The organism is Mesorhizobium sp. M6A.T.Ce.TU.002.03.1.1 (assembly GCF_003997275.1).
GTDB classification, from domain to species: domain Bacteria; phylum Pseudomonadota; class Alphaproteobacteria; order Rhizobiales; family Rhizobiaceae; genus Mesorhizobium; species Mesorhizobium mediterraneum.
Window position 1 is genome coordinate 83,298 of the sequence record NZ_RZTI01000001.1, and the last position, 17,082, is coordinate 100,379.

Consider the following 17,082-nt stretch of genomic DNA (forward strand, 5'->3'; position numbering starts at 1 on the left):
GGCCGCCGGTGCGTCCGCTTCATGCAGCCGCCGCGGTGTTGACGATTTTGGTGATGGGGGCCGCGATCGTCGCCGGCGGCCGCGCCGTGCTGCATGACGAAAGCGTCCGTGTCGCAGCTCGGGCGCAGGCCGGCATGGCGGCGCAATCCGAAGCGCCTGCTACATCAGCGATTCCGCGACCCAAGGTGGCAAGGCCGGAGGCGCATTCCAGGGCCATCGATCCCGAGGTCATCGCGCCGCCGCAGCTTCAGTCCGAAGAGCTTGAACGGGTCGAGCCGCGCGCGCCGTTGAGCGAGCTGGCGCTGGCCGGACCGCCCAAGCCGCCCAAAACGAAAATGCCCGACGACTGGAACGGGACAAAACTGTTCCAGCCGGTTGCGCCAGCCGCAGGGGTGATCGAGGCCAAGGGCTACTCGGTCGCGATTTCCGGTATCGACATCGTCAGGCAGGACGAAACTTGCACCGACGGCGGCAAGCCCTGGACGTGCGGCACCCGGGCGCGAACGGCGTTCCGTGCTTTCCTGCGCGGCCGGGCGGTGGTCTGCACGGTGCCGCCCGAGGGCGGCCGCGACCTGGTCGCCGCCGAATGCCGCGTCGGCAACCAGGATGTCGGCCAGTGGTTGATCGAAAACGGCTGGGCACGCGCCACCAAGAACGGCCCTTACGCCGAGGCCGGCGACAAGGCGCGTACGGCGAGAAAGGGCATTTTCGGGCCGGCGCCCAGTCTCTCCGGCCTGCCTCCGGCACTAGCCCCTGTCGCTGCCGCATCGCAACCGACACAGCCGATTCTCGATCCGTCGGCGACGGCTACGCCGCCAACCGAGACGACGGCTACGCCACCAACTGACCAGCCAACGCCTTCTGAATGAGCGCGCGGGTCTCTGCGATGCCATAGAGCGCGGCGAACGAACCGAAGCGCGGGCCGCGCTCCTGTCCGATCAGCACCTGGTAGATCATCTGGAAGAAGGCGACGGAGACGCCCGGCCCGCCTTCCGGACTCTGCTTCGAATGGTCCTGATAGCGCTCGACCTTGCGCGCGACGTTGAGGGCGGCATTCTGGATCACCTCGCCATCGGCGTCTGGCGGCAACGCGGCGAGCGCTTCGGAGAGTTTCGTCAGCGCCTCGCGCTCGACCCCGTCGGCGGCCCGGTACACCTTGGCCGGCTTCACGAAATCGTCGAAATAGCGGATCGCATATTCAGCCAGCCGGTCGAGCTCGGGATGGGTCGTCGGCGTCACACCCGATGTGTGGCGCGAAATGAACCCCCACAGCACGTCCCTGTTCTGGGCGTTCGAGGCGCTGACCAGATTCAGCAGCAACGCGAACGACACCGGCAGGTCGACGACAGGCGGGTTACCGTCATGCATATGCCAGACGGGATTTCCCAGCCGCTCCTTCCACTCCTGCCGGCGATAGGCGGACAGAAAGGCGTAATACTCATCCACCGCCTTCGGAATGACGTCGAAATAGAGCTTCTTGGCCTGCCGCGGCCGCTGGTACATCTACAGCCCGAGGCTTTCGGTCGGTGCATAGGTCAGCCATTCGTCTATGGTCAGTCCGTTGCCCTTCGACTTTGAAATTTTCTGGCCGTTCTCGTCCAGGAACAGTTCATAGACGAAATGCTCCGGCGCCCGCCCACCTAGGATGTTGCAGATACGGTCGTAGATCACCGCATTCGTCTGGTGGTCCTTGCCGAACATTTCGAAATCGACGCCGAGCGCCGCCCAACGCATGCCGAAATCGGGCTTCCATTGCAGCTTCACCTTGCCGCCAGTTATGGGAAGTGTTGTCTCGGTGCCGTCATCGTCGAAGGTGATGGTGCCGGCCTTGGCGTCGACATGCTTCATGGGAACGTAAAGCACGCGGCCGCTCTTGGGGGAAATCGGCAAGAACGGACTGTAGGTCGCCTGGCGCTCTTCGCCGAGCGTCGGCAGCATCACGTCCATAATTTTGTCAAAACGTTCGGCAGCGCGCAGCAGAACTTCGTCGAAACGGCCAGCCTTGTAGTATTCCGTCGCGCTGGCGAACTCGTAGTCGAAGCCGAACGTGTCCAGGAAGCGGCAAAGCATTGCGTTGTTGTGGTCTGCGAAGCTCGCATAGTCGCCGCCGAAAGGATTGGGGACGGACGACAGCGGCTTGTGCAGGTGCGGCTCGAGTGCGGCGCGATCCGGGACGTTGTCCGGAATCTTGCGCATACCGTCCATGTCGTCGGAAAAGCACAAGATCTTGGTCTTGACCGTGTCTCCGGTAAGCACACGGAAAGCGTGGCGCACCATCGAGGTGCGTGCGACCTCGCCGAAAGTGCCGATGTGGGGCAGCCCCGACGGACCGTAGCCGGTCTCAAACAGGACGGTCTCGGGAAAGTCAGTGCCTTTGTAGCGCTCGACGATCTTCCTGGCTTCCTCGAACGGCCAGGCCTTGCTTTCACCCGCCGCCGCAAGCACCTCGGGATTGAGATCGATGATGTTTGATCCCGCCATGTCACTGTTTTCCAAATCATTCGCCGGCATCGCCGCAGAAGGGGGCCGGAAGAGGTTTTTTCAACCGGTCTCTAGGCGTGCCTGCCGTGGGCGTCAACGATCGCGGCTCTTTTTCCTTGCGGCGTTGGTGCCTCGTTCCTAACTTCGGAGCCCGTTCGAGGAGTTTTCAAATGTCGTTGCCGCCGCATGAAGCCCTGATCTATCTGATGGTTATCACCTCCGCGTCCGATCGCGACATGACCGATGTCGAATTGGCGCGGATTGGCGACGTCGTCCGCTCGTGGCCGGTGTTCGAGGATTTCGACCACGACCGAGTCGTTGGCGTCGCCCAGGATTGCCAGAAGATGCTGCATGAAAAGGACGGGCTGGAAGGCGTCCTCGCGCGCGTCGCCGAGTCGCTGCCTGAGCGGCTCCACGATACCGCCTATGCCGCCGCTTTCGAGGTCGCGGCCGTCGATCTCGAAATGCGGATGGAAGAGGTGCGGGTGCTGCAGCTCATCCGCCGCCAGCTCGATCTCGATACGCTGACCGTCGCCGCGATCGCCCGTGCCGCCAAGGCCCGCCTTCGCACGCTAACCTGATCCAGGCACTGAAGGGTCAAAAGATGCTGATCGGACCGGATCAGAAAAAGCCGGGCCGGATCAGAAAAAAACTGACCGGGCCGGATCAGAAAAAACTGACCGGGCCGGATCAAAAAAAACTGACCGGGAAATAGCGCAGATAGAATTCGGCGAAGATGCCCTTCACCGAAATCTCCTGCAGCGCGTAGTCGAACGCTGCGGCGAGCGCCGGATCGTTGGCCCTGGTGGCGATGGCCATGCCCGAGCCCAGATATTCGGGTGCCAGATAGGGGCCGCCAGCAAAGCGGCAGCAGGCTGCTGCATCCGAACCGCCCAACCAGAAGGCGAAGCGCATGCCGTCGCCGAAGGCGGCGTCGACCTTGCCGGCCTTGAGGCCATCATAGAGTTCTTCCGGCCGGTCGAAGGGAACGACCTGAACGGTGCCGAAATAATCGCGCAACATCCGCTCATGCGCGGAACTGGCGACCACGCCGACGCGCTTGTCGCGCAGTCTGTCGAAGATCGGTTCCGTCAGCGCCTTTGTCTTCTGCATGATGAAGCGCGCCGGAAACTGCAGGTAGGAACGTGAGAAGGCATATTTCGACCGCGACTCCGGCGTGGCGGCGATGCCGGCAATGATCGCTTCGCCTTCGCCCTTCTGCAGCGCCCCTTCGAGCTCGGCCCAGGGCAGCGCCTGGATTTGGCATTTTTCCGCGATGCCGAGTTCGGCGCAGATGGCGCGCGCCAGATCGACGTGGAAGCCGGACAACCGGCCTGCTCCGTCGAGGAAATTGAAGGGCGGGAAATCGGTGGTGGTCAGGAATCTCAGACGCGGCAGTGCGGAAAGGTCCGGCTTTGGCAGCCGCTCCTTGGCATCCCACAGCACAGGCACTTGCGGCTCCGCGGCACGCGCATTCGTGAGCAACTGTGCCCCCGTCATTACCAGCATCAGGACGATGGATATCCACCGAATTGCCACGACCGGAGCTCCGCCCTGTTCTGTCCAGCTTGGCTTTTCGTACGAAAATGGTGCAGGCACAACGGTTTTTGATTTCATCACGCCGATTTAGGGATATGGTTTAGCGAGTTTGCAAACGTGTGCGGCGTCGGCTGGAGGGGAGCAAGGCGCTGCAAGCAGAGGAGAGCAGGTTTGTAATCCGGGGTCGATGGCAAAGTGCAGATCAGGCACTGGACGTTGATCTCAACGCGGAAGGCAACATGGGGTAGATGTTGCGATGGGCCACTTCGATCGCACACTGGAATTCATAGATCAGTTGCAGCACGCCGACACAGCGGCGGCGGTCTGCCAAAAACTGCTTGGCATAACCTCGGAGTTCGGCCTGACGGCGCTTATGGCCGGGACGGTTCCGCAGCCAGGCACCCCGCGAGGCCAGCAAAAGGACCATGTGCTGCTCTGTGATTGGCCGGGAGAATGGCTGGAGCGCTATGTGGCGCGCAACTATGTCGACCATGACCCCGTCGTCAGCCACATGAAGCAGCTGCAGGCGCCGTTCCAGTGGCGGGAAGCGTCTCAGGGCATTCGCATCGACAAGAGCAGTGGCGAGGTGATGGGCGACGCCAGCGAATTCAAACTGCGCGACGGCATGGCCTTCCCGCTGGTCACGCTCGACGGTCAGATCGTTATGGTGTCGCTCGGCGGCGAGGCCGTGGAACTGTCGGGAGCCGAGTTCGGGCAGGTATCGCTGGCAGCGACCTATGCGATCGGCCGCGCCATGCAACTCCACACGATGGCGGCCAAGACCATCGACCACGTCGAACTGACGCCGCGTGAGCGCGAATGCATGCAATGGGCCGCCGTCGGCAAGTCCGAATGGGAGATTTCACAGATTCTCGGCATTTCGGAACACACGTCAGAGAAACACCTTCTTAACGCCAAAAGCAAACTCGGTGCCGTCAACCGGGTGCAGGCGGTCGCGGAAGCGATAAGGCGCGGCTATATTAGCTAGCTCGGCCGTGCCGGCCTAGAAATTCTTGCCTACGTGATCGCGTAATTTTCTCGGGACAGCCCGGCCGTATCTTCCTATTGAACCTAGGAGACGGCAGATGCTTTTTTCCCTTACCACACAGGAACTTATGGAACGTCCCGACCTTTGGGAGGCCGTTCATCGCTTGCGCTACAAGATTTTCGTCGAGGAAATGGGGTGGACCGATCTGCAGCGCCCCGATGGGCTTGAGATCGATCAGTTCGACCACGACGAGGCGGTGCATCAGCTCGTCATCCGCAACGGCGAGCTTGCCGGTTATCAGCGGATGTTGCCGACAACGCGGGCGCATCTTCTGACCGAGGTGCTGGCGGACCTCTATGAAGGGACGCCACCGTCCGGGCCGAACGTTTGGGAGCTGACCCGCTATGCGGTGGCGCCGGGCTTTCGTGACGGCAAGCGCGGCGTATCGACGGTCGGCACCGAGCTCATTGCCGGCTTCGTCGAGTGGGGGCTGAAGCGGAACGTCAATCAGGTGATCATCGAGTTCGAGCCGATGTGGGTCCTGCGGGCGCTGCAATTGCACTTCCTGGCGAAGCCGCTTGGCTACCAGCGCACCTATGGCAACCAGCAGGTCGTCGCCACGCTGCTCACCTTCAACGAGCATACGCTTGAGGTGGTGCGTTCGCGTCGTAGCCATTTCGCGCCGGTGCTGGCCAGGGGATATCCCGACAGGCTCGGAATGAGGCAGGCCTCGTGAGATTGGAGACAACCATGAACGTCCACACGCAAACGGAGTTCCGCAACCATACGCTGATCGTCACGGTGTCGTCGGATGACGGCCGGCCGGTGCTGGACAGGCGAGCCTATGAAAGCCTGGCCAAGACCTTCCATGAAGCCGCCGTCGACGATGATGTGCGCGTCGTAGTGCTGCGCGGCCTCGCCGGCTGCTTCTGCCTCGGCGGCGACTTTTCCGAGTTCCTCGACGCCACCAAGCATCAACGATTGATCGCCGCCGTCACCGACATGTTCCGCACGCTGGCGACGTTTCCAAAACCGGTCCTTGCCTGTGTCGATGGCGGCGCCGTCGGCGTCGGCTGCACCATCCTGTTCCATTGCGACATGGTGATCGCATCTGATGAAAGCACGTTCCGGGTGCCGTTCGTCGATTTCGGCCTCGTGCCGGACGCGGCGACCAGCATCCTGGCGCCGCAGAAACTCGGTTATGCCGGCGCTTTCCGCTTCTTCTGCCTGGGCGACACGCTCAGTGCCGAGGACGCTAGGATGCTTGGCCTGGTCACGGAGATCGTGGCGGGCGATGTCGAGGAAGCCGCACTTGGCAGAGCCAGGCAACTCGCCAAAAAGCCGGTCGCCGCGCTGCTGCAGACGCGCGACCTGCTCAAGGGCGACACAGGCGCGCTCTGCGATCGCATCGACCAGGAGATTTCGCTGTTTCAGCAGGCTTTGCAGGACGATGCTACGCTGAAGCGACTGCAGCGGATTGCCCGGCTGGCGGCATGAGAAGTCACTCGGGAGAATGACAAGAATGTCCGGAATCGTGCCGCGCGTCTTTGGCGCGCGGCAGTGCTTCAGGCCCCTGTTCCCAGGAACGAAGGCCCTTCCCCGATGATTTTCTTGTCTTCCTTGCCGATGGTGTCGAGGTCGCGGCCCTCATAGGGAAGCGACAACAGGATACGCCGGATGACGGCAAGTCGCGCGCGCCGCTTGTCGTTGGCCCGCACGATGATCCAGGGCGCGAATTCCTCGTGCGTGCGTGCGAACATGAGATCGCGCGCCTTGGTGTAGTCGTCCCATTTGGTGATGCCGGCAATGTCGATCGGCGAGAATTTCCAGCTCTTCAAAGGACTCCAGCGGCGATCGTGAAACCGCTCAAGCTGTGTCTCCCGACCGATGTTCAGCCAGAATTTGAAAAAATGGATGCCCTCGTTGCAGATCATCCGTTCAAAATACGGCGTCTCGTCCAGGAATTTCTCATGCTGCTCCGGCGTGCAGAAGCCCATGACCGGCTCGACGCCGGCGCGATTGTACCAGGAGCGGTCGAAAGTGACGAACTCGCCGGACGTCGGAAAGTGCGCGACATAGCGCTGGAAATACCACTGTCCGAGCTCGGTCGGGGTCGGCTTGGTCAGCGCCACATTGCGTGCGGTTCGAGGATTCAGGTACTGGCGCAGCGCAAAGATCGTGCCGCCCTTGCCGGCGGCATCGCGTCCTTCGAACAGCGACATCACCCGCTTGCCGGTCGATTGCAGCCATGCCTGCGCCTTGACCAGCTCGATCTGCAGCCGCTCGAGCGTCTCGTCGTACTCGTCGCTTTTCATTTTCTTGTCGTAGGGGTAGCCGCCGGCGGTCAGCTTATTGTCCTCGACCCAATTGGGAAGCTTGGGATCCTCGATGTCAAACTCGAGCTCCTTGCCGTCGATCCGTATCTTCAGCGGGCCTGCAACGGGCGCGGTGGCATCTTCCTTGGAGTTTTTCATCGAGACGAACCTTTCCAGCTTCCGGACTCATGCTATTGGGAGCCTAACTGCATCGGCCCGAAAATCGGAATCGATTTTCGGAAAGAACGAGGCAGCAGATTAAAAGTGGCAGAGCGTCCTTTGTGCATCCAATTGGACGCACGGCGCGCGTGAATGGGTGACAATGGCTGACATCGGCACAGAACAGCGAAGCAAGGCGCAAGCCGTCGCCAGTCGGTTGTGGAACAGCCGCTGGCTGCTGGCGGCCGGCATCGTCGCGGTCCTGACGGTCTATGTTTTCGCGGCCGGCTATGTGGTGCTGCTGGCATGTGCGGTGCTGCTGTTTGCCGCCGCGATGCTGCCGGCCGGCGTTGCGCGCCAGTCCGCCGGGGATGCCGCGGCGATCGAGGCGAGCGGGCTGCAACACCTGTCGGGGGAATATCTGGCGGCGGCCGTTGCCGATCCGCTGATCATCTTCGATCGCACCGCCACGATCGTCCATGCCAACGCCGCCGCCTTCGCCGCCTTCGGCGGCATCGCACCGGGCATGTCGCTGTCGCTGAAATTCCGTGCGCCCGAGATGCAGGCCTTGCTGGACAGTATTTTGTCTGGGGCCGCCGCTTCGGATGTCGTCGACTATACCGAAAAGCTGCCGGTCGAACGGGCTTATCGGGTGAGTGCGTCTTCAGTCGGCCACGGCACCGACCTCTATGTGCTGGTTTTCAAGGACCAGAGCGAGGCGCGCCGGATCGACCGGATGCGCGCCGACTTCATCGCCAATGCCAGCCACGAACTGCGCACCCCGCTCGCCTCGATCTCCGGCTTCATCGAGACGCTGCGTGGCCCGGCCCGCAACGACCCGGCGGCGCGCGAGCAGTTCCTGCAGATCATGCAGAACCAGACCGGCCGCATGGCGCGCCTGATCGATGACCTGTTGTCGCTGTCGCGGCTGGAGATGAAACCCTATCTAAAGCCGGGAACCGAGGTCGATCTCCGCCAGACGCTCGACAGCGTCATCGATTCGCTCGGGCCGCTTGCCAGGGAAAACGGCGTTGCCATTGAGCGGGATTTCGAGAAAGGACCGCTCGTTGTGCCCGGGGATCGCGACGAACTTTTCCAGGTCTTCGAAAATCTGCTGGAAAACGCCTGCAAATACGGACAATCGGGTGGACGTGTCGTGGTGACGATTGCTCACAGCGATGACGGTCCCGAACCGGGCATCGACGTCACCATCCGGGACTTCGGTCCCGGCATTCCCGAGGAGCACATCCCGCGCATCACCGAGCGCTTCTACCGCGTCGATGTCGAAAACAGCCGGACCCAGAAAGGCACCGGCCTTGGCCTCTCGATCGTCAAACATATCCTGACGCGCCACAACGCCAGGCTCTCGATCAAGTCCGAGGTCGGCAAGGGCGCAGCCTTCTCGGTTCATTTGCCGGCGCATTAGCGCCGCACTACGTATTAACGGGCTTTTTCTTTTTTCTGTCATCCGGCTAGCGTATCAGCGGGGATTCGAGGAAACGACTCACTCTGGAAGGCATTTCCATGCAGTCCGTGCACATCGTAAGCGCCTATGACGAGGAGTTGAAATATCTGTCAAAGCGCATCGCCGCGATGGGCGGGCATGCCGAACGTATGGTCGAACAGGCGATTGCGGCGCTCGTCAACGCCGACCCCGGCCTTGCCCAGAAGGTCATCCGTGATGATCTCGTTCTGGACGAAGGGCAGCGCGAGATCGACGACAAGGCGATCGTCATCATTGCCAAGCGCCAGCCGATGGCGACGGATTTGCGCGAGATCGTCGGCGCGATCCGCATCTCGGCGGATCTCGAACGGGTAGGCGACCTCGGCAAGAATGTCGCCAAGCGCGTGGTTGCCGTCACAGAAGGACGCCAGCCGACCAGCCTGTTCCGCGGCATCGAGGCCTTGGCCGACCTAGCGTTGACGCAGCTCAAGGAAGTGCTCGACGTCTACGCGTCGCGCTCGGTGGAAAAGATCGTCTTCGTGCGTGATCGCGACGATCAGATCGACGCCGTGTACACCTCGCTGTTTCGCGAATTGCTGACCTACATGATGGAAGATCCGCGCAACATCACGCCTTGCACGCACCTGCTGTTTTGCGCCAAGAACATCGAGCGGATCGGCGACCACGCCACCAATATCGCCGAGACGATTTACTACATCGTCACCGGCGATCAGATGCCGGCCGAGCGGCCGAAGGGCGACAAGACAGACAAGATTGTTCTCCCGGGAGCGCTACCCGCGAAATGAACGGCCAAAGCGAGAAGATCCCGTCTGAACTCATCTCGCTCGGCCTCTCGAACGCTTTATGAAACTGCGCTAAACTATCCGGACGTTAAGCTTCTCAGTCCCTAGTGAAGGCCATCCTTTCAGGAGGCTGCGAATGGAATATGTTCGGGAGTTCATGCCTGCGCCGCCGACGTCCAGCATTATCGCTTCCGGCGTCTACACGGCCGGCCGGCGTATCGCCGACATTCCGATCGAGGAAGCTGGCGAATGGGCAAAGAAGCCAGGCCATGTCGTCTGGATCGGCCTGCTGGAGCCCGACCGCAACCTGTTGCTTCGCGTCCAGGCGCAATTCCATCTGCATGATCTGGCGATCGAGGACGCGGAGCATCCGCATCAGCGGCCCAAGATCGAGCAATATGGCGACGCCTTGTTCATCGTCGCCCGCACGGCTCAATTGATCGACGGTCGTGTCACCTTCGGCGAAACCCATCTGTTCGTCGGTGCCGGCTACATCGTCAGCGTCAGGCACGGTCCATCAACCTCTTATGCCGCCGTTCGTCAGCACTGGGAAAGCTGCCCGCATTCGCTGGCCAAGGGCGAGGATTTCGTCCTCTATGCCATTCTCGATTTCATCGTCGATAACTACATGCCGGTGCTCGAGCAGATCGAGGATGAGGTCGAGGCGATCGAGGACAAGGTTCTGCTGAAACCTATGGCCGGCTCCGACATAGAACGGCTTTACATGCTGCGCCGCGACCTGTTGCGCCTGCGCAATGCGGCACTGCCGCTGGTGGAAGTCTGCCGCCGGCTGACCAGCGCCGACCTGCCGCAGATCCATGCGGCCATGCACCCGCTGTTCCGCGACGTCACGGACCACATCCGCACCGTCCAGGAGAAGATCGACAGCTTGCGGGAGGTTCTCGCCTTTGCCTTCGAGGCGAGCCTTCTGGTTGGTCAGAGCCAGGAAACGGCGATCACCAAGAAGCTTGCCTCATGGGCTGCCATCCTGGCGGTGCCGACGGCGCTCGCCGGCATCTACGGCATGAATTTCAACGACATGCCGGAACTGAGGATGGAATATGGCTATCCGATCGTGCTGGGAGCGATTGTTTTGGTCTGCTCGGTTCTCTACTGGCGCTTCCGCAAGAGCGGCTGGCTGTGAAAGAGAGCGAATAGGAAATAGCGAGTAGCGAATAGGTGAAAATGAAGCTGCTTCCTCGCGGAGGCTCAATCCGTCTCTATTCGCTATTCGCTATTCGCTCAGCGACTGCGGCGCCGCTCCGAGGCCGGCTGGAACGCTATGCGGGAGTGATACTTGCAATAGGGTCCGGTTTCGGCCGCGTCGTTGCCGCAGAAATGGAATTCTTCCGAAAGCGGATCGCCATTCGGCCATTTGCATGTCCGCTCGGTCAACTCGACGAGTTGCAGATGCCGCGAGATCGGCACAACGACGTTCTCGACCGGACGGACGTAATGACGCGTCATCGGTACGGCGTCGAATTGCGCCTGCAGCGCGGTCGCGCCGATCGACGTGGTGATATGCCGCGCTGTGCTTGCCGCCCGCGACACCGATTTCTGGACGGTTGATCCCTGCACGCTCTTCTTCTGGCGTGCCGGCGTGGCGGTCGAGCGTCCGCGGCCCGACAGTTTCAGCCGATGCACCTTGCCGATGACAGCATTGCGGCTGACACCCCCGAGCTGTGCGGCGATCTGGCTGGCGCTCAGTCCCTCCGACCACAATTTTCTAAGAAGTTCGACCCGCTCGTCAGTCCAATTCATGAGACCGCGCTCCTGCTGAAATGTGCGGCGATCGGAATCCTTCCACGATCCGGCTTTCGCCGGGCAGACACCACATATATCGGGTGATTAGGTCCGCCGCACGAAATCTAGTTATTTCTCGACTACAATTACCTTATGCGCTGACTCGGTGACAAGAGTCCGAGGGCCAACACGAATCGGTTTTTTCGGTTTTCCCCAACTTGCCCGGTCGCTTATGAGCCGGCGCCTCGCTGGAGGGCTTGCCGCGCGTCATTGCGCGACGTTTTCGTTGACTTCATGGCCGAAAAACACGATAAGCCGCAAAGGCCGCCGCTTTGGCGGCTTTTTTGATTTTCCGGTACCGGAGACGCATATAATGAGCGGTTCGGCGCTTTTCGAGACCTTTACCCGCGCACCCCTGGCCTTCGACCATGGGGAAGGCACCTGGCTGGTCACCGACAAGGGCGAGCGATATCTCGATTTTGGCGGCGGCGTCGCCGTGAATTCGCTTGGCCACAGCCATCCGCGTCTGGTCTCGGCACTCACCGAGCAGGCGGCCAAGGTCTGGCATGTCTCCAACCTTTACGAGATTCCGGGGCAGAGCCGTCTGGGCGAGCGGTTGGCCGACGCCACCTTCGCCGACAAGGTGTTCTTCACCAATTCCGGCGCCGAGGCGCTGGAATGCGCCATCAAGACGGCGCGGCGCTACCACTTCGTCAAGGGCCATCCCGAGCGCTTTCGCATCATCACCTTCGAAGGCGCCTTTCATGGCCGCACGCTGGCGACCATCGCCGCCGGCGGCCAGTATAAATACCTGGAAGGCTTCGGGCCCAAGGTCGAAGGCTTCGATCAGGTCGGCTTCGACGACATCGACGCCGCCGAAAAGGCGATCACTTCAGAGACCGCCGCAATACTGATCGAGCCAGTGCAGGGCGAGGGTGGCATCCGCCCGGTGCCGACGCAGTCGCTGAAGCGGTTGAGGCAGCTCTGCGAACAACATGGCCTGCTCCTGATCTTCGACGAGGTCCAGTGCGGCATCGGCCGCACCGGAAAACTGTTCGCGCATGAATGGGCTGGCGTCACCCCAGACATCATGGCGGTCGCCAAGGGCATCGGCGGCGGCTTCCCGATGGGCGCCTGCCTCGCCACCGACGAGGCGGCCGTCGGCATGACCGCTGGCGTGCACGGCACCACTTTCGGCGGCAACCCGCTGGCGATGGCGGTCGGCAACGCCGTGCTCGACGTGGTGCTGGAAGACGGCTTCCTGGAGGATGTCCAGCGCAAGGCGTTGCTGCTGAAGCAGGGGCTGGCGAGTGTCGCCGACGAATTTCCTGATATCATCGAAGACATCAGAGGCACCGGCCTGATGCTCGGCTTGAAATGCGCCGCACCCAACACCAAGGTGAACATGGCGTTGCGCGACCAGCATCTGCTGGCGGTTCCGGCCGGCGACAACGTCCTTCGCCTGCTGCCGCCGCTCACCGTCACCGATGCCGAGATCCACGAGGCGCTCGACCGCATCCGCGCCGGCGCCCGGGGCCTGGCCGACGCCATCGCCGCGGCTGCCGCGAAGTAACAGTCGAAAGACCCCAAATGAGCCTTCGCCATTTCACCGATCTTTCCGCCGTTTCTGAGGGCGATCTGCGCTTCATGCTGGACGATGCCGTCGTGCGAAAGGCAAGGCTCAAGGCCGGCGAGCGGACGAAACCGCTCGAAGGCAAGGTGCTGGCGATGATCTTCGACAAGCCGTCGACGCGCACGCGCGTGTCCTTCGACGTCGGCATGCGCCAGCTCGGCGGCGAGACCATCATGCTGACCGGCACCGAGATGCAGCTCGGCCGCTCCGAAACCATCGCCGACACGGCCAAGGTGCTGTCGCGCTATGTCGATGCGATCATGATCCGCACCACATCGCATGACCGGCTGCTGGAGCTGACCGAGAACGCCACCGTTCCCGTCATCAACGGGCTGACCGACGATACCCATCCCTGCCAGCTGATGGCCGACATCATGACCTTCGAGGAACATCGCGGTCCGGTCGCCGGCAAGACCATCGCGTGGACCGGAGACGGCAACAACGTGCTGCATTCGCTTCTGGAAGCCTCGGCGCGGTTCCGCTTCAACCTCAACGTTGCCGTGCCGGAAGGCAGCGAGCCGGCGCAGAAGCATGTCGACTGGTCGACGGCGCATGGCGGCAAGTTGAATTTCACCCGCTCGCCCGAGGAGGCGGTCCACGAGGCCGACTGCGTTGTCACCGACTGCTGGGTGTCGATGGGCCAGGAGCACCGTGCCCGCGGCCACAATGTCTTCTCACCCTATCAGGTCAACGCGGCGCTGATGGCGAAGGCAAAGCCCGACGCATTGTTCATGCACTGCCTGCCGGCGCATCGCGGCGAGGAGGTCACCGACGAGGTCATCGACGGGCCGCATTCGGTGGTGTTCGACGAGGCCGAGAACCGGCTCCACGCCCAGAAGGCGGTTCTGGCCTGGTGCCTCGGCGCTTGATCCGGGCCACCTTGATCCGGGCCACCTTGATCCGGCAATGTGTGGTGCCTATCTCAGGCGCATCACGCAAATCGAGCGCGTTTCGACGCATGCGCCCCGGAGGGCGGCATGGCCGCGCCCCGGAGCTTTGTTATGTTGGAAACTCATCAATTGGCTGAACATCAACCCAAACTCGGCGAGTTCGGCTATGCCGGCGACGATCATGTCGTGCCCTTCGAGGTCGGCCCGCTCGACGTGCGTGGCCGCACCGTCCAGCTCGGGCCGATGCTCGACGCGATCCTCAGCCGTCATGACTATCCCGAGCCGGTCGCCCGCCTGCTGGCGGAAGCCTGCGTGCTGACGGTGCTGCTCGGCACCTCGCTCAAATTCGAGGGCAAGTTCATCCTGCAGACCCGCACCGACGGGCCGGTCGACATGCTGGTTGCGGATTTTTCCACGCCGCAGGCTCTGCGCGCCTATGCGCGCTTTGATGCCGACCGGCTGGAAGCGCTGACGTCTGCCGGCGAGACCTCGCAGCAGACGCTGCTCGGCAGCGGTGTCCTGGCCCTGACCATCGACCAGGGCGCCCACACGCAACGCTATCAGGGCATCGTCCAGCTCGACGGCGAGACGCTGGAAGAGGCCGCGCGCACCTATTTCCGTCAGTCGGAGCAGATCCCGACCGATCTCAGGCTCTCGGTGGCCAAGCTGTTGACGCCCGGCGTCGGCGGTGCCCGCGAGCAATGGCGTGCCGGTGGCATTCTGGCGCAATTCCTGCCGCAATCGCCCGAACGCATGCGCGTGCCCGACCTTCCGGGCGGCGACGGCGATCCGCGTGAGGAGATCCACGATCCGGCCGACAATTCCTGGCAGGAACTGCTGGCGTTGCTTGGAACGATCGAGCCGACGGAGATGATCGATCCGACGATCGGCGCCGAGCGCTTGCTTTACCGGCTGTTCCACGAGCACGGCGTCCATGTCTTCGGCGGCGTGCCGGTCGCCGACCAGTGCTCATGCTCCAAGGAGAAGATCCGCGGCATCCTCGAAGGCTTCTCCGCCGACGAGATCAGGGACAGCACCGAGGATGGCGGCATTCACGTCGCCTGCGAATTCTGCTCGAAGCAATATGACTTCGATCCGGCGGAGTTCGGCTCGGCACAGTAAAGTGGATAGCGTTGGCGCTGCCCCTCACCCTCACCCTCTCCCCATAAGGACGGGGAGAGGGGGGCGCTGGAGCTTGTCCCTTCTCCCCGTCCTTTACGGGGAGAAGGTGCCGGCAGGCGGATGAGGGGCGGCGCGAACGGCCGATGCTTTCTCTCTCAGTTCACCGTCCGCCGTGTGCCCGGCAAGTCGAGCGAAAAGGCGGGGATGGCGATATCAAACGTCTCGCCCCGCTTGTTGCGCATCGTGTAGTGGCCGACCATGATGCCGGACGGCGTCGAGAGCGGGCAGCCGGATGTATATTGATAACTGTCGCCGGGGTTGAGTTCGGGCTGGTCGCCGACAACACCGGCGCCGCGCACTTCCTCGACCCGGCCGGTGCCGTCGGTGATGTGCCAGTAGCGTGACAGAAGCTGCACGAATTCATCCGACTGATTGTCGATGGTGACCTGGTAGCCCCAGACATAGCGGTTCTCCGACGGATCGGAGCGATCCTCCAGATAGAACGGCCTGACCTGTACTTCGATGTTGCGCGTAACGGCGCTGTACATAGACTACTCCACAATATGTAGACGGAACTTTCGACGCTCTCCGTGGTTTGGTCAACCGGGTGCTTTCTGGCGTTGTCCGACTCCTTTGAGCGCAGCTGCCGAAGAACAATGTCATTTAAGTGACACATGACAATGATGGTGTGCAGGGCCGGGCGACTCAGCATTCTGTCGAACTGTTGAAAACGGCTTCCATGCGGCCGGTTTTTCTGGAGTGACCAGATATCGATGGAACTGACAGTCACAGCCGCCTTGCTTTCCACAGCTCTGCTCCTTGTCAATCTCGCCAGCATCCTGCTCGCTTCGTTGAAGCTGAAGCGGCCTGGCAGGATCGCGCCGCCAGCCGGCAAGGCGCCTGCGGTGTCGATCGTCGTGCCGTCGCGCGGCGTCGAGCCGTTTGCCGAGGAAACGCTCGAGCGCGTCTTCTCGCTCGACTGGCCGCGCTATGAGCTCATCTTCTGCGTCGCCCATGCCGACGACCCGGTGGTCAGGCCGATCACCGATGCGATCGCCCGCTTTCCGGCCGTGCCGGCCCGGCTGCTCGTCGGCGACGACCGCATCAGCGGCAATCCGAAACTCAACAATTGTGTGAAGGGCTGGGAGGCCGCGCGCCACCGCTGGGTCATCCTTGCCGATTCCAACGTCCTGATGCCGAGGGACTATGTCCAGCATCTGATGGCGACGTGGCGGCCCGACACCGGCCTTGTCTGCTCGACGCCGATCGGCTCGCGGCCGGACGGGTTCTGGGCGGAGGTCGAATGCGCATTCCTCAACACCCTACAGGCGCGCTGGCAATATGCCGGCGAGGTGATCGGCCTCGGTTTTGCCCAGGGCAAGAGCATGTTGTGGGACAAGCCCATGCTCGACGCCAATGGCGGCATCCGTGCGCTTGCCGCCGAGATCGCCGAGGACGCCGCCGCGACCAAGCTGGTCAACGGGCTCGGACTGCGCGTCAATCTCGTCGCCTCGCCCTTTGAGCAGCCGCTCGGTTTGCGCACTCTCGGCGAAATCTGGTCGCGCCAGGCCCGCTGGGCACGCCTGCGCCGCGTCACCTTCCCCCTGTTCTTCGCGCCCGAGATACTGATCGGCGCGGCGATGCCGCTGGCGCTTGCGCTGATTGCGGCGGCCAGCGCCGGCTTCAGCCTGTCGGCAACCGCCATCGCCGTGCTGGTAGTCGCGTATTTGCCGGAATGCGCTCTCGCCTCGGCTAAGGGCTGGCACCTGTCGCTGCGCATGATCCCGGCGATGGTTGCGCGGGACGTGATGCTTCCCGCCATTTGGGCGCGAGGCTGGCTCAGCGGTGCCGTCGACTGGCGCGGCAACACGATGACCATCCACACCAGCGCCGCTGCGGAATTGGAAGAGACCCCGTCGGGCGCCTGACAGCGCCTGCTTTTGACGATGCGAGCAAAGCCGCTCC

Annotated in this window: 16 protein-coding genes and 1 pseudogene; 12 read left to right on the top strand and 5 right to left on the bottom strand. The window is 62.4% G+C overall.

The window, feature by feature from the left end:
• Window positions 1–8: 8 nt before the first annotated feature.
• Window positions 9–869: a thermonuclease family protein gene (locus EOC93_RS00390; protein WP_127203566.1), complete on the top strand. Its 861-nt coding sequence runs from the start codon at window positions 9–11 to the stop codon at window positions 867–869.
• On the opposite strand, the pseudogene EOC93_RS00395 reads toward EOC93_RS00390, so the two are convergent.
• Window positions 832–2,481 (bottom strand): annotated as a pseudogene (locus EOC93_RS00395) (lysine--tRNA ligase). The gene EOC93_RS00390 and the pseudogene EOC93_RS00395 overlap by 38 nt on opposite strands.
• Window positions 2,482–2,651: 170 nt before the next feature.
• On the opposite strand from EOC93_RS00395, the gene EOC93_RS00400 reads away from it, so the two are divergent.
• Entirely contained in the window at window positions 2,652–3,062 is a 411-nt protein-coding gene (locus tag EOC93_RS00400; protein WP_126103707.1) for a tellurite resistance TerB family protein, read from the top strand.
• 109 nt (window positions 3,063–3,171) lie between these two features.
• On the opposite strand, the gene EOC93_RS00405 is transcribed toward EOC93_RS00400, so the two are convergent.
• Window positions 3,172–3,990, bottom strand: a complete 819-nt coding sequence (locus tag EOC93_RS00405; protein ID WP_127203601.1) for a transporter substrate-binding domain-containing protein — start codon at window positions 3,988–3,990, stop codon at window positions 3,172–3,174.
• A gap of 286 nt (window positions 3,991–4,276) precedes the next feature.
• Here EOC93_RS00405 and EOC93_RS00410 point away from each other — a divergent pair, with 286 nt between their 5' ends.
• From EOC93_RS00410 to EOC93_RS00420, 3 genes are all read left to right on the top strand, one after another.
• Window positions 4,277–5,008, top strand: coding sequence for a LuxR family transcriptional regulator (locus tag EOC93_RS00410; RefSeq protein ID WP_095487979.1), 732 nt, complete (start codon window positions 4,277–4,279; stop codon window positions 5,006–5,008).
• A 97-nt stretch (window positions 5,009–5,105) separates the two neighbouring features.
• On the top strand, window positions 5,106–5,744 hold the full coding sequence (locus EOC93_RS00415) for an acyl-homoserine-lactone synthase (RefSeq protein WP_077377404.1): 639 nt from the start codon (window positions 5,106–5,108) through the stop codon (window positions 5,742–5,744).
• Between the two features lie 14 nt (window positions 5,745–5,758).
• The gene (locus EOC93_RS00420; RefSeq protein ID WP_126103706.1) at window positions 5,759–6,505 is read left to right on the top strand and encodes an enoyl-CoA hydratase-related protein; all 747 of its coding nucleotides are present in this window, start codon (window positions 5,759–5,761) and stop codon (window positions 6,503–6,505) included.
• Window positions 6,506–6,573: 68 nt separating this feature from the next.
• On the opposite strand, the gene ppk2 is transcribed toward EOC93_RS00420, so the two are convergent.
• Window positions 6,574–7,482 carry a polyphosphate kinase 2 gene (ppk2, locus tag EOC93_RS00425; protein ID WP_127203567.1) on the bottom strand — a complete coding sequence of 303 codons (909 nt, stop codon included), beginning with the start codon at window positions 7,480–7,482 and terminating at the stop codon, window positions 6,574–6,576.
• A gap of 163 nt (window positions 7,483–7,645) precedes the next feature.
• Here ppk2 and EOC93_RS00430 point away from each other — a divergent pair, with 163 nt between their 5' ends.
• The 3 genes from EOC93_RS00430 to EOC93_RS00440 all read left to right on the top strand — a co-directional run bounded on the left by EOC93_RS00430 (window position 7,646) and on the right by EOC93_RS00440 (window position 10,873).
• Complete coding sequence (locus EOC93_RS00430) at window positions 7,646–8,908, top strand: ATP-binding protein (RefSeq protein ID WP_127203568.1); 1,263 nt, start codon at window positions 7,646–7,648, stop codon at window positions 8,906–8,908.
• A 98-nt stretch (window positions 8,909–9,006) separates the two neighbouring features.
• The gene (phoU, locus tag EOC93_RS00435) at window positions 9,007–9,732 is read left to right on the top strand and encodes a phosphate signaling complex protein PhoU (RefSeq protein WP_095487987.1); all 726 of its coding nucleotides are present in this window, start codon (window positions 9,007–9,009) and stop codon (window positions 9,730–9,732) included.
• 133 nt (window positions 9,733–9,865) lie between these two features.
• Window positions 9,866–10,873 carry a magnesium and cobalt transport protein CorA gene (locus tag EOC93_RS00440; RefSeq protein ID WP_095487989.1) on the top strand — a complete coding sequence of 336 codons (1,008 nt, stop codon included), beginning with the start codon at window positions 9,866–9,868 and terminating at the stop codon, window positions 10,871–10,873.
• 98 nt (window positions 10,874–10,971) lie between these two features.
• On the opposite strand, the gene EOC93_RS00445 is transcribed toward EOC93_RS00440, so the two are convergent.
• On the bottom strand, window positions 10,972–11,490 hold the full coding sequence (locus EOC93_RS00445; RefSeq protein ID WP_095487991.1) for a GcrA family cell cycle regulator: 519 nt from the start codon (window positions 11,488–11,490) through the stop codon (window positions 10,972–10,974).
• A gap of 355 nt (window positions 11,491–11,845) precedes the next feature.
• On the opposite strand from EOC93_RS00445, the gene EOC93_RS00450 reads away from it, so the two are divergent.
• The 3 genes from EOC93_RS00450 (at window position 11,846) to EOC93_RS00460 (ending at window position 15,117) form a co-directional block, all read left to right on the top strand.
• On the top strand, window positions 11,846–13,045 hold the full coding sequence (locus EOC93_RS00450) for an aspartate aminotransferase family protein (protein WP_095488084.1): 1,200 nt from the start codon (window positions 11,846–11,848) through the stop codon (window positions 13,043–13,045).
• 17 nt (window positions 13,046–13,062) lie between these two features.
• Window positions 13,063–13,974, top strand: a complete 912-nt coding sequence (argF, locus tag EOC93_RS00455) for an ornithine carbamoyltransferase (RefSeq protein WP_095487993.1) — start codon at window positions 13,063–13,065, stop codon at window positions 13,972–13,974.
• A 108-nt stretch (window positions 13,975–14,082) separates the two neighbouring features.
• Window positions 14,083–15,117, top strand: a complete 1,035-nt coding sequence (locus EOC93_RS00460; protein ID WP_095487995.1) for an Hsp33 family molecular chaperone — start codon at window positions 14,083–14,085, stop codon at window positions 15,115–15,117.
• A 155-nt stretch (window positions 15,118–15,272) separates the two neighbouring features.
• Here the strand turns inward: EOC93_RS00460 and apaG are convergent, their stop codons facing one another.
• A complete protein-coding gene (gene apaG, locus EOC93_RS00465; RefSeq protein WP_095487997.1) occupies window positions 15,273–15,665 on the bottom strand; it encodes a Co2+/Mg2+ efflux protein ApaG in 393 nt (130 codons plus the stop codon).
• 225 nt (window positions 15,666–15,890) lie between these two features.
• Between apaG and EOC93_RS00470 the strand changes: the two genes are divergently transcribed.
• Window positions 15,891–17,045, top strand: coding sequence for a ceramide glucosyltransferase (locus EOC93_RS00470; protein ID WP_095487999.1), 1,155 nt, complete (start codon window positions 15,891–15,893; stop codon window positions 17,043–17,045).
• Window positions 17,046–17,082 lie beyond the last annotated feature (37 nt).

Bases quoted from the DNA above. Each gene is read 5' to 3' on its own strand.
- EOC93_RS00400 (WP_126103707.1), top strand. From the start codon at position 2,652: ATGTCGTTGCCGCCGCATGAAGCCCTGATCTATCTGATGGTTATCACC.
- EOC93_RS00405 (WP_127203601.1), bottom strand. From the start codon at position 3,990: ATGCTGGTAATGACGGGGGCACAGTTGCTCACGAATGCGCGTGCCGCG.
- EOC93_RS00410 (WP_095487979.1), top strand. From the start codon at position 4,277: ATGGGCCACTTCGATCGCACACTGGAATTCATAGATCAGTTGCAGCAC.
- EOC93_RS00415 (WP_077377404.1), top strand. From the start codon at position 5,106: ATGCTTTTTTCCCTTACCACACAGGAACTTATGGAACGTCCCGACCTT.
- EOC93_RS00420 (WP_126103706.1), top strand. From the start codon at position 5,759: ATGAACGTCCACACGCAAACGGAGTTCCGCAACCATACGCTGATCGTC.
- ppk2 (WP_127203567.1), bottom strand. From the start codon at position 7,482: ATGAAAAACTCCAAGGAAGATGCCACCGCGCCCGTTGCAGGCCCGCTG.
- EOC93_RS00430 (WP_127203568.1), top strand. From the start codon at position 7,646: ATGGCTGACATCGGCACAGAACAGCGAAGCAAGGCGCAAGCCGTCGCC.
- phoU (WP_095487987.1), top strand. From the start codon at position 9,007: ATGCAGTCCGTGCACATCGTAAGCGCCTATGACGAGGAGTTGAAATAT.
- EOC93_RS00440 (WP_095487989.1), top strand. From the start codon at position 9,866: ATGGAATATGTTCGGGAGTTCATGCCTGCGCCGCCGACGTCCAGCATT.
- EOC93_RS00445 (WP_095487991.1), bottom strand. From the start codon at position 11,490: ATGAATTGGACTGACGAGCGGGTCGAACTTCTTAGAAAATTGTGGTCG.
- EOC93_RS00450 (WP_095488084.1), top strand. From the start codon at position 11,846: ATGAGCGGTTCGGCGCTTTTCGAGACCTTTACCCGCGCACCCCTGGCC.
- argF (WP_095487993.1), top strand. From the start codon at position 13,063: ATGAGCCTTCGCCATTTCACCGATCTTTCCGCCGTTTCTGAGGGCGAT.
- EOC93_RS00460 (WP_095487995.1), top strand. From the start codon at position 14,083: ATGGCCGCGCCCCGGAGCTTTGTTATGTTGGAAACTCATCAATTGGCT.
- apaG (WP_095487997.1), bottom strand. From the start codon at position 15,665: ATGTACAGCGCCGTTACGCGCAACATCGAAGTACAGGTCAGGCCGTTC.
- EOC93_RS00470 (WP_095487999.1), top strand. From the start codon at position 15,891: ATGGAACTGACAGTCACAGCCGCCTTGCTTTCCACAGCTCTGCTCCTT.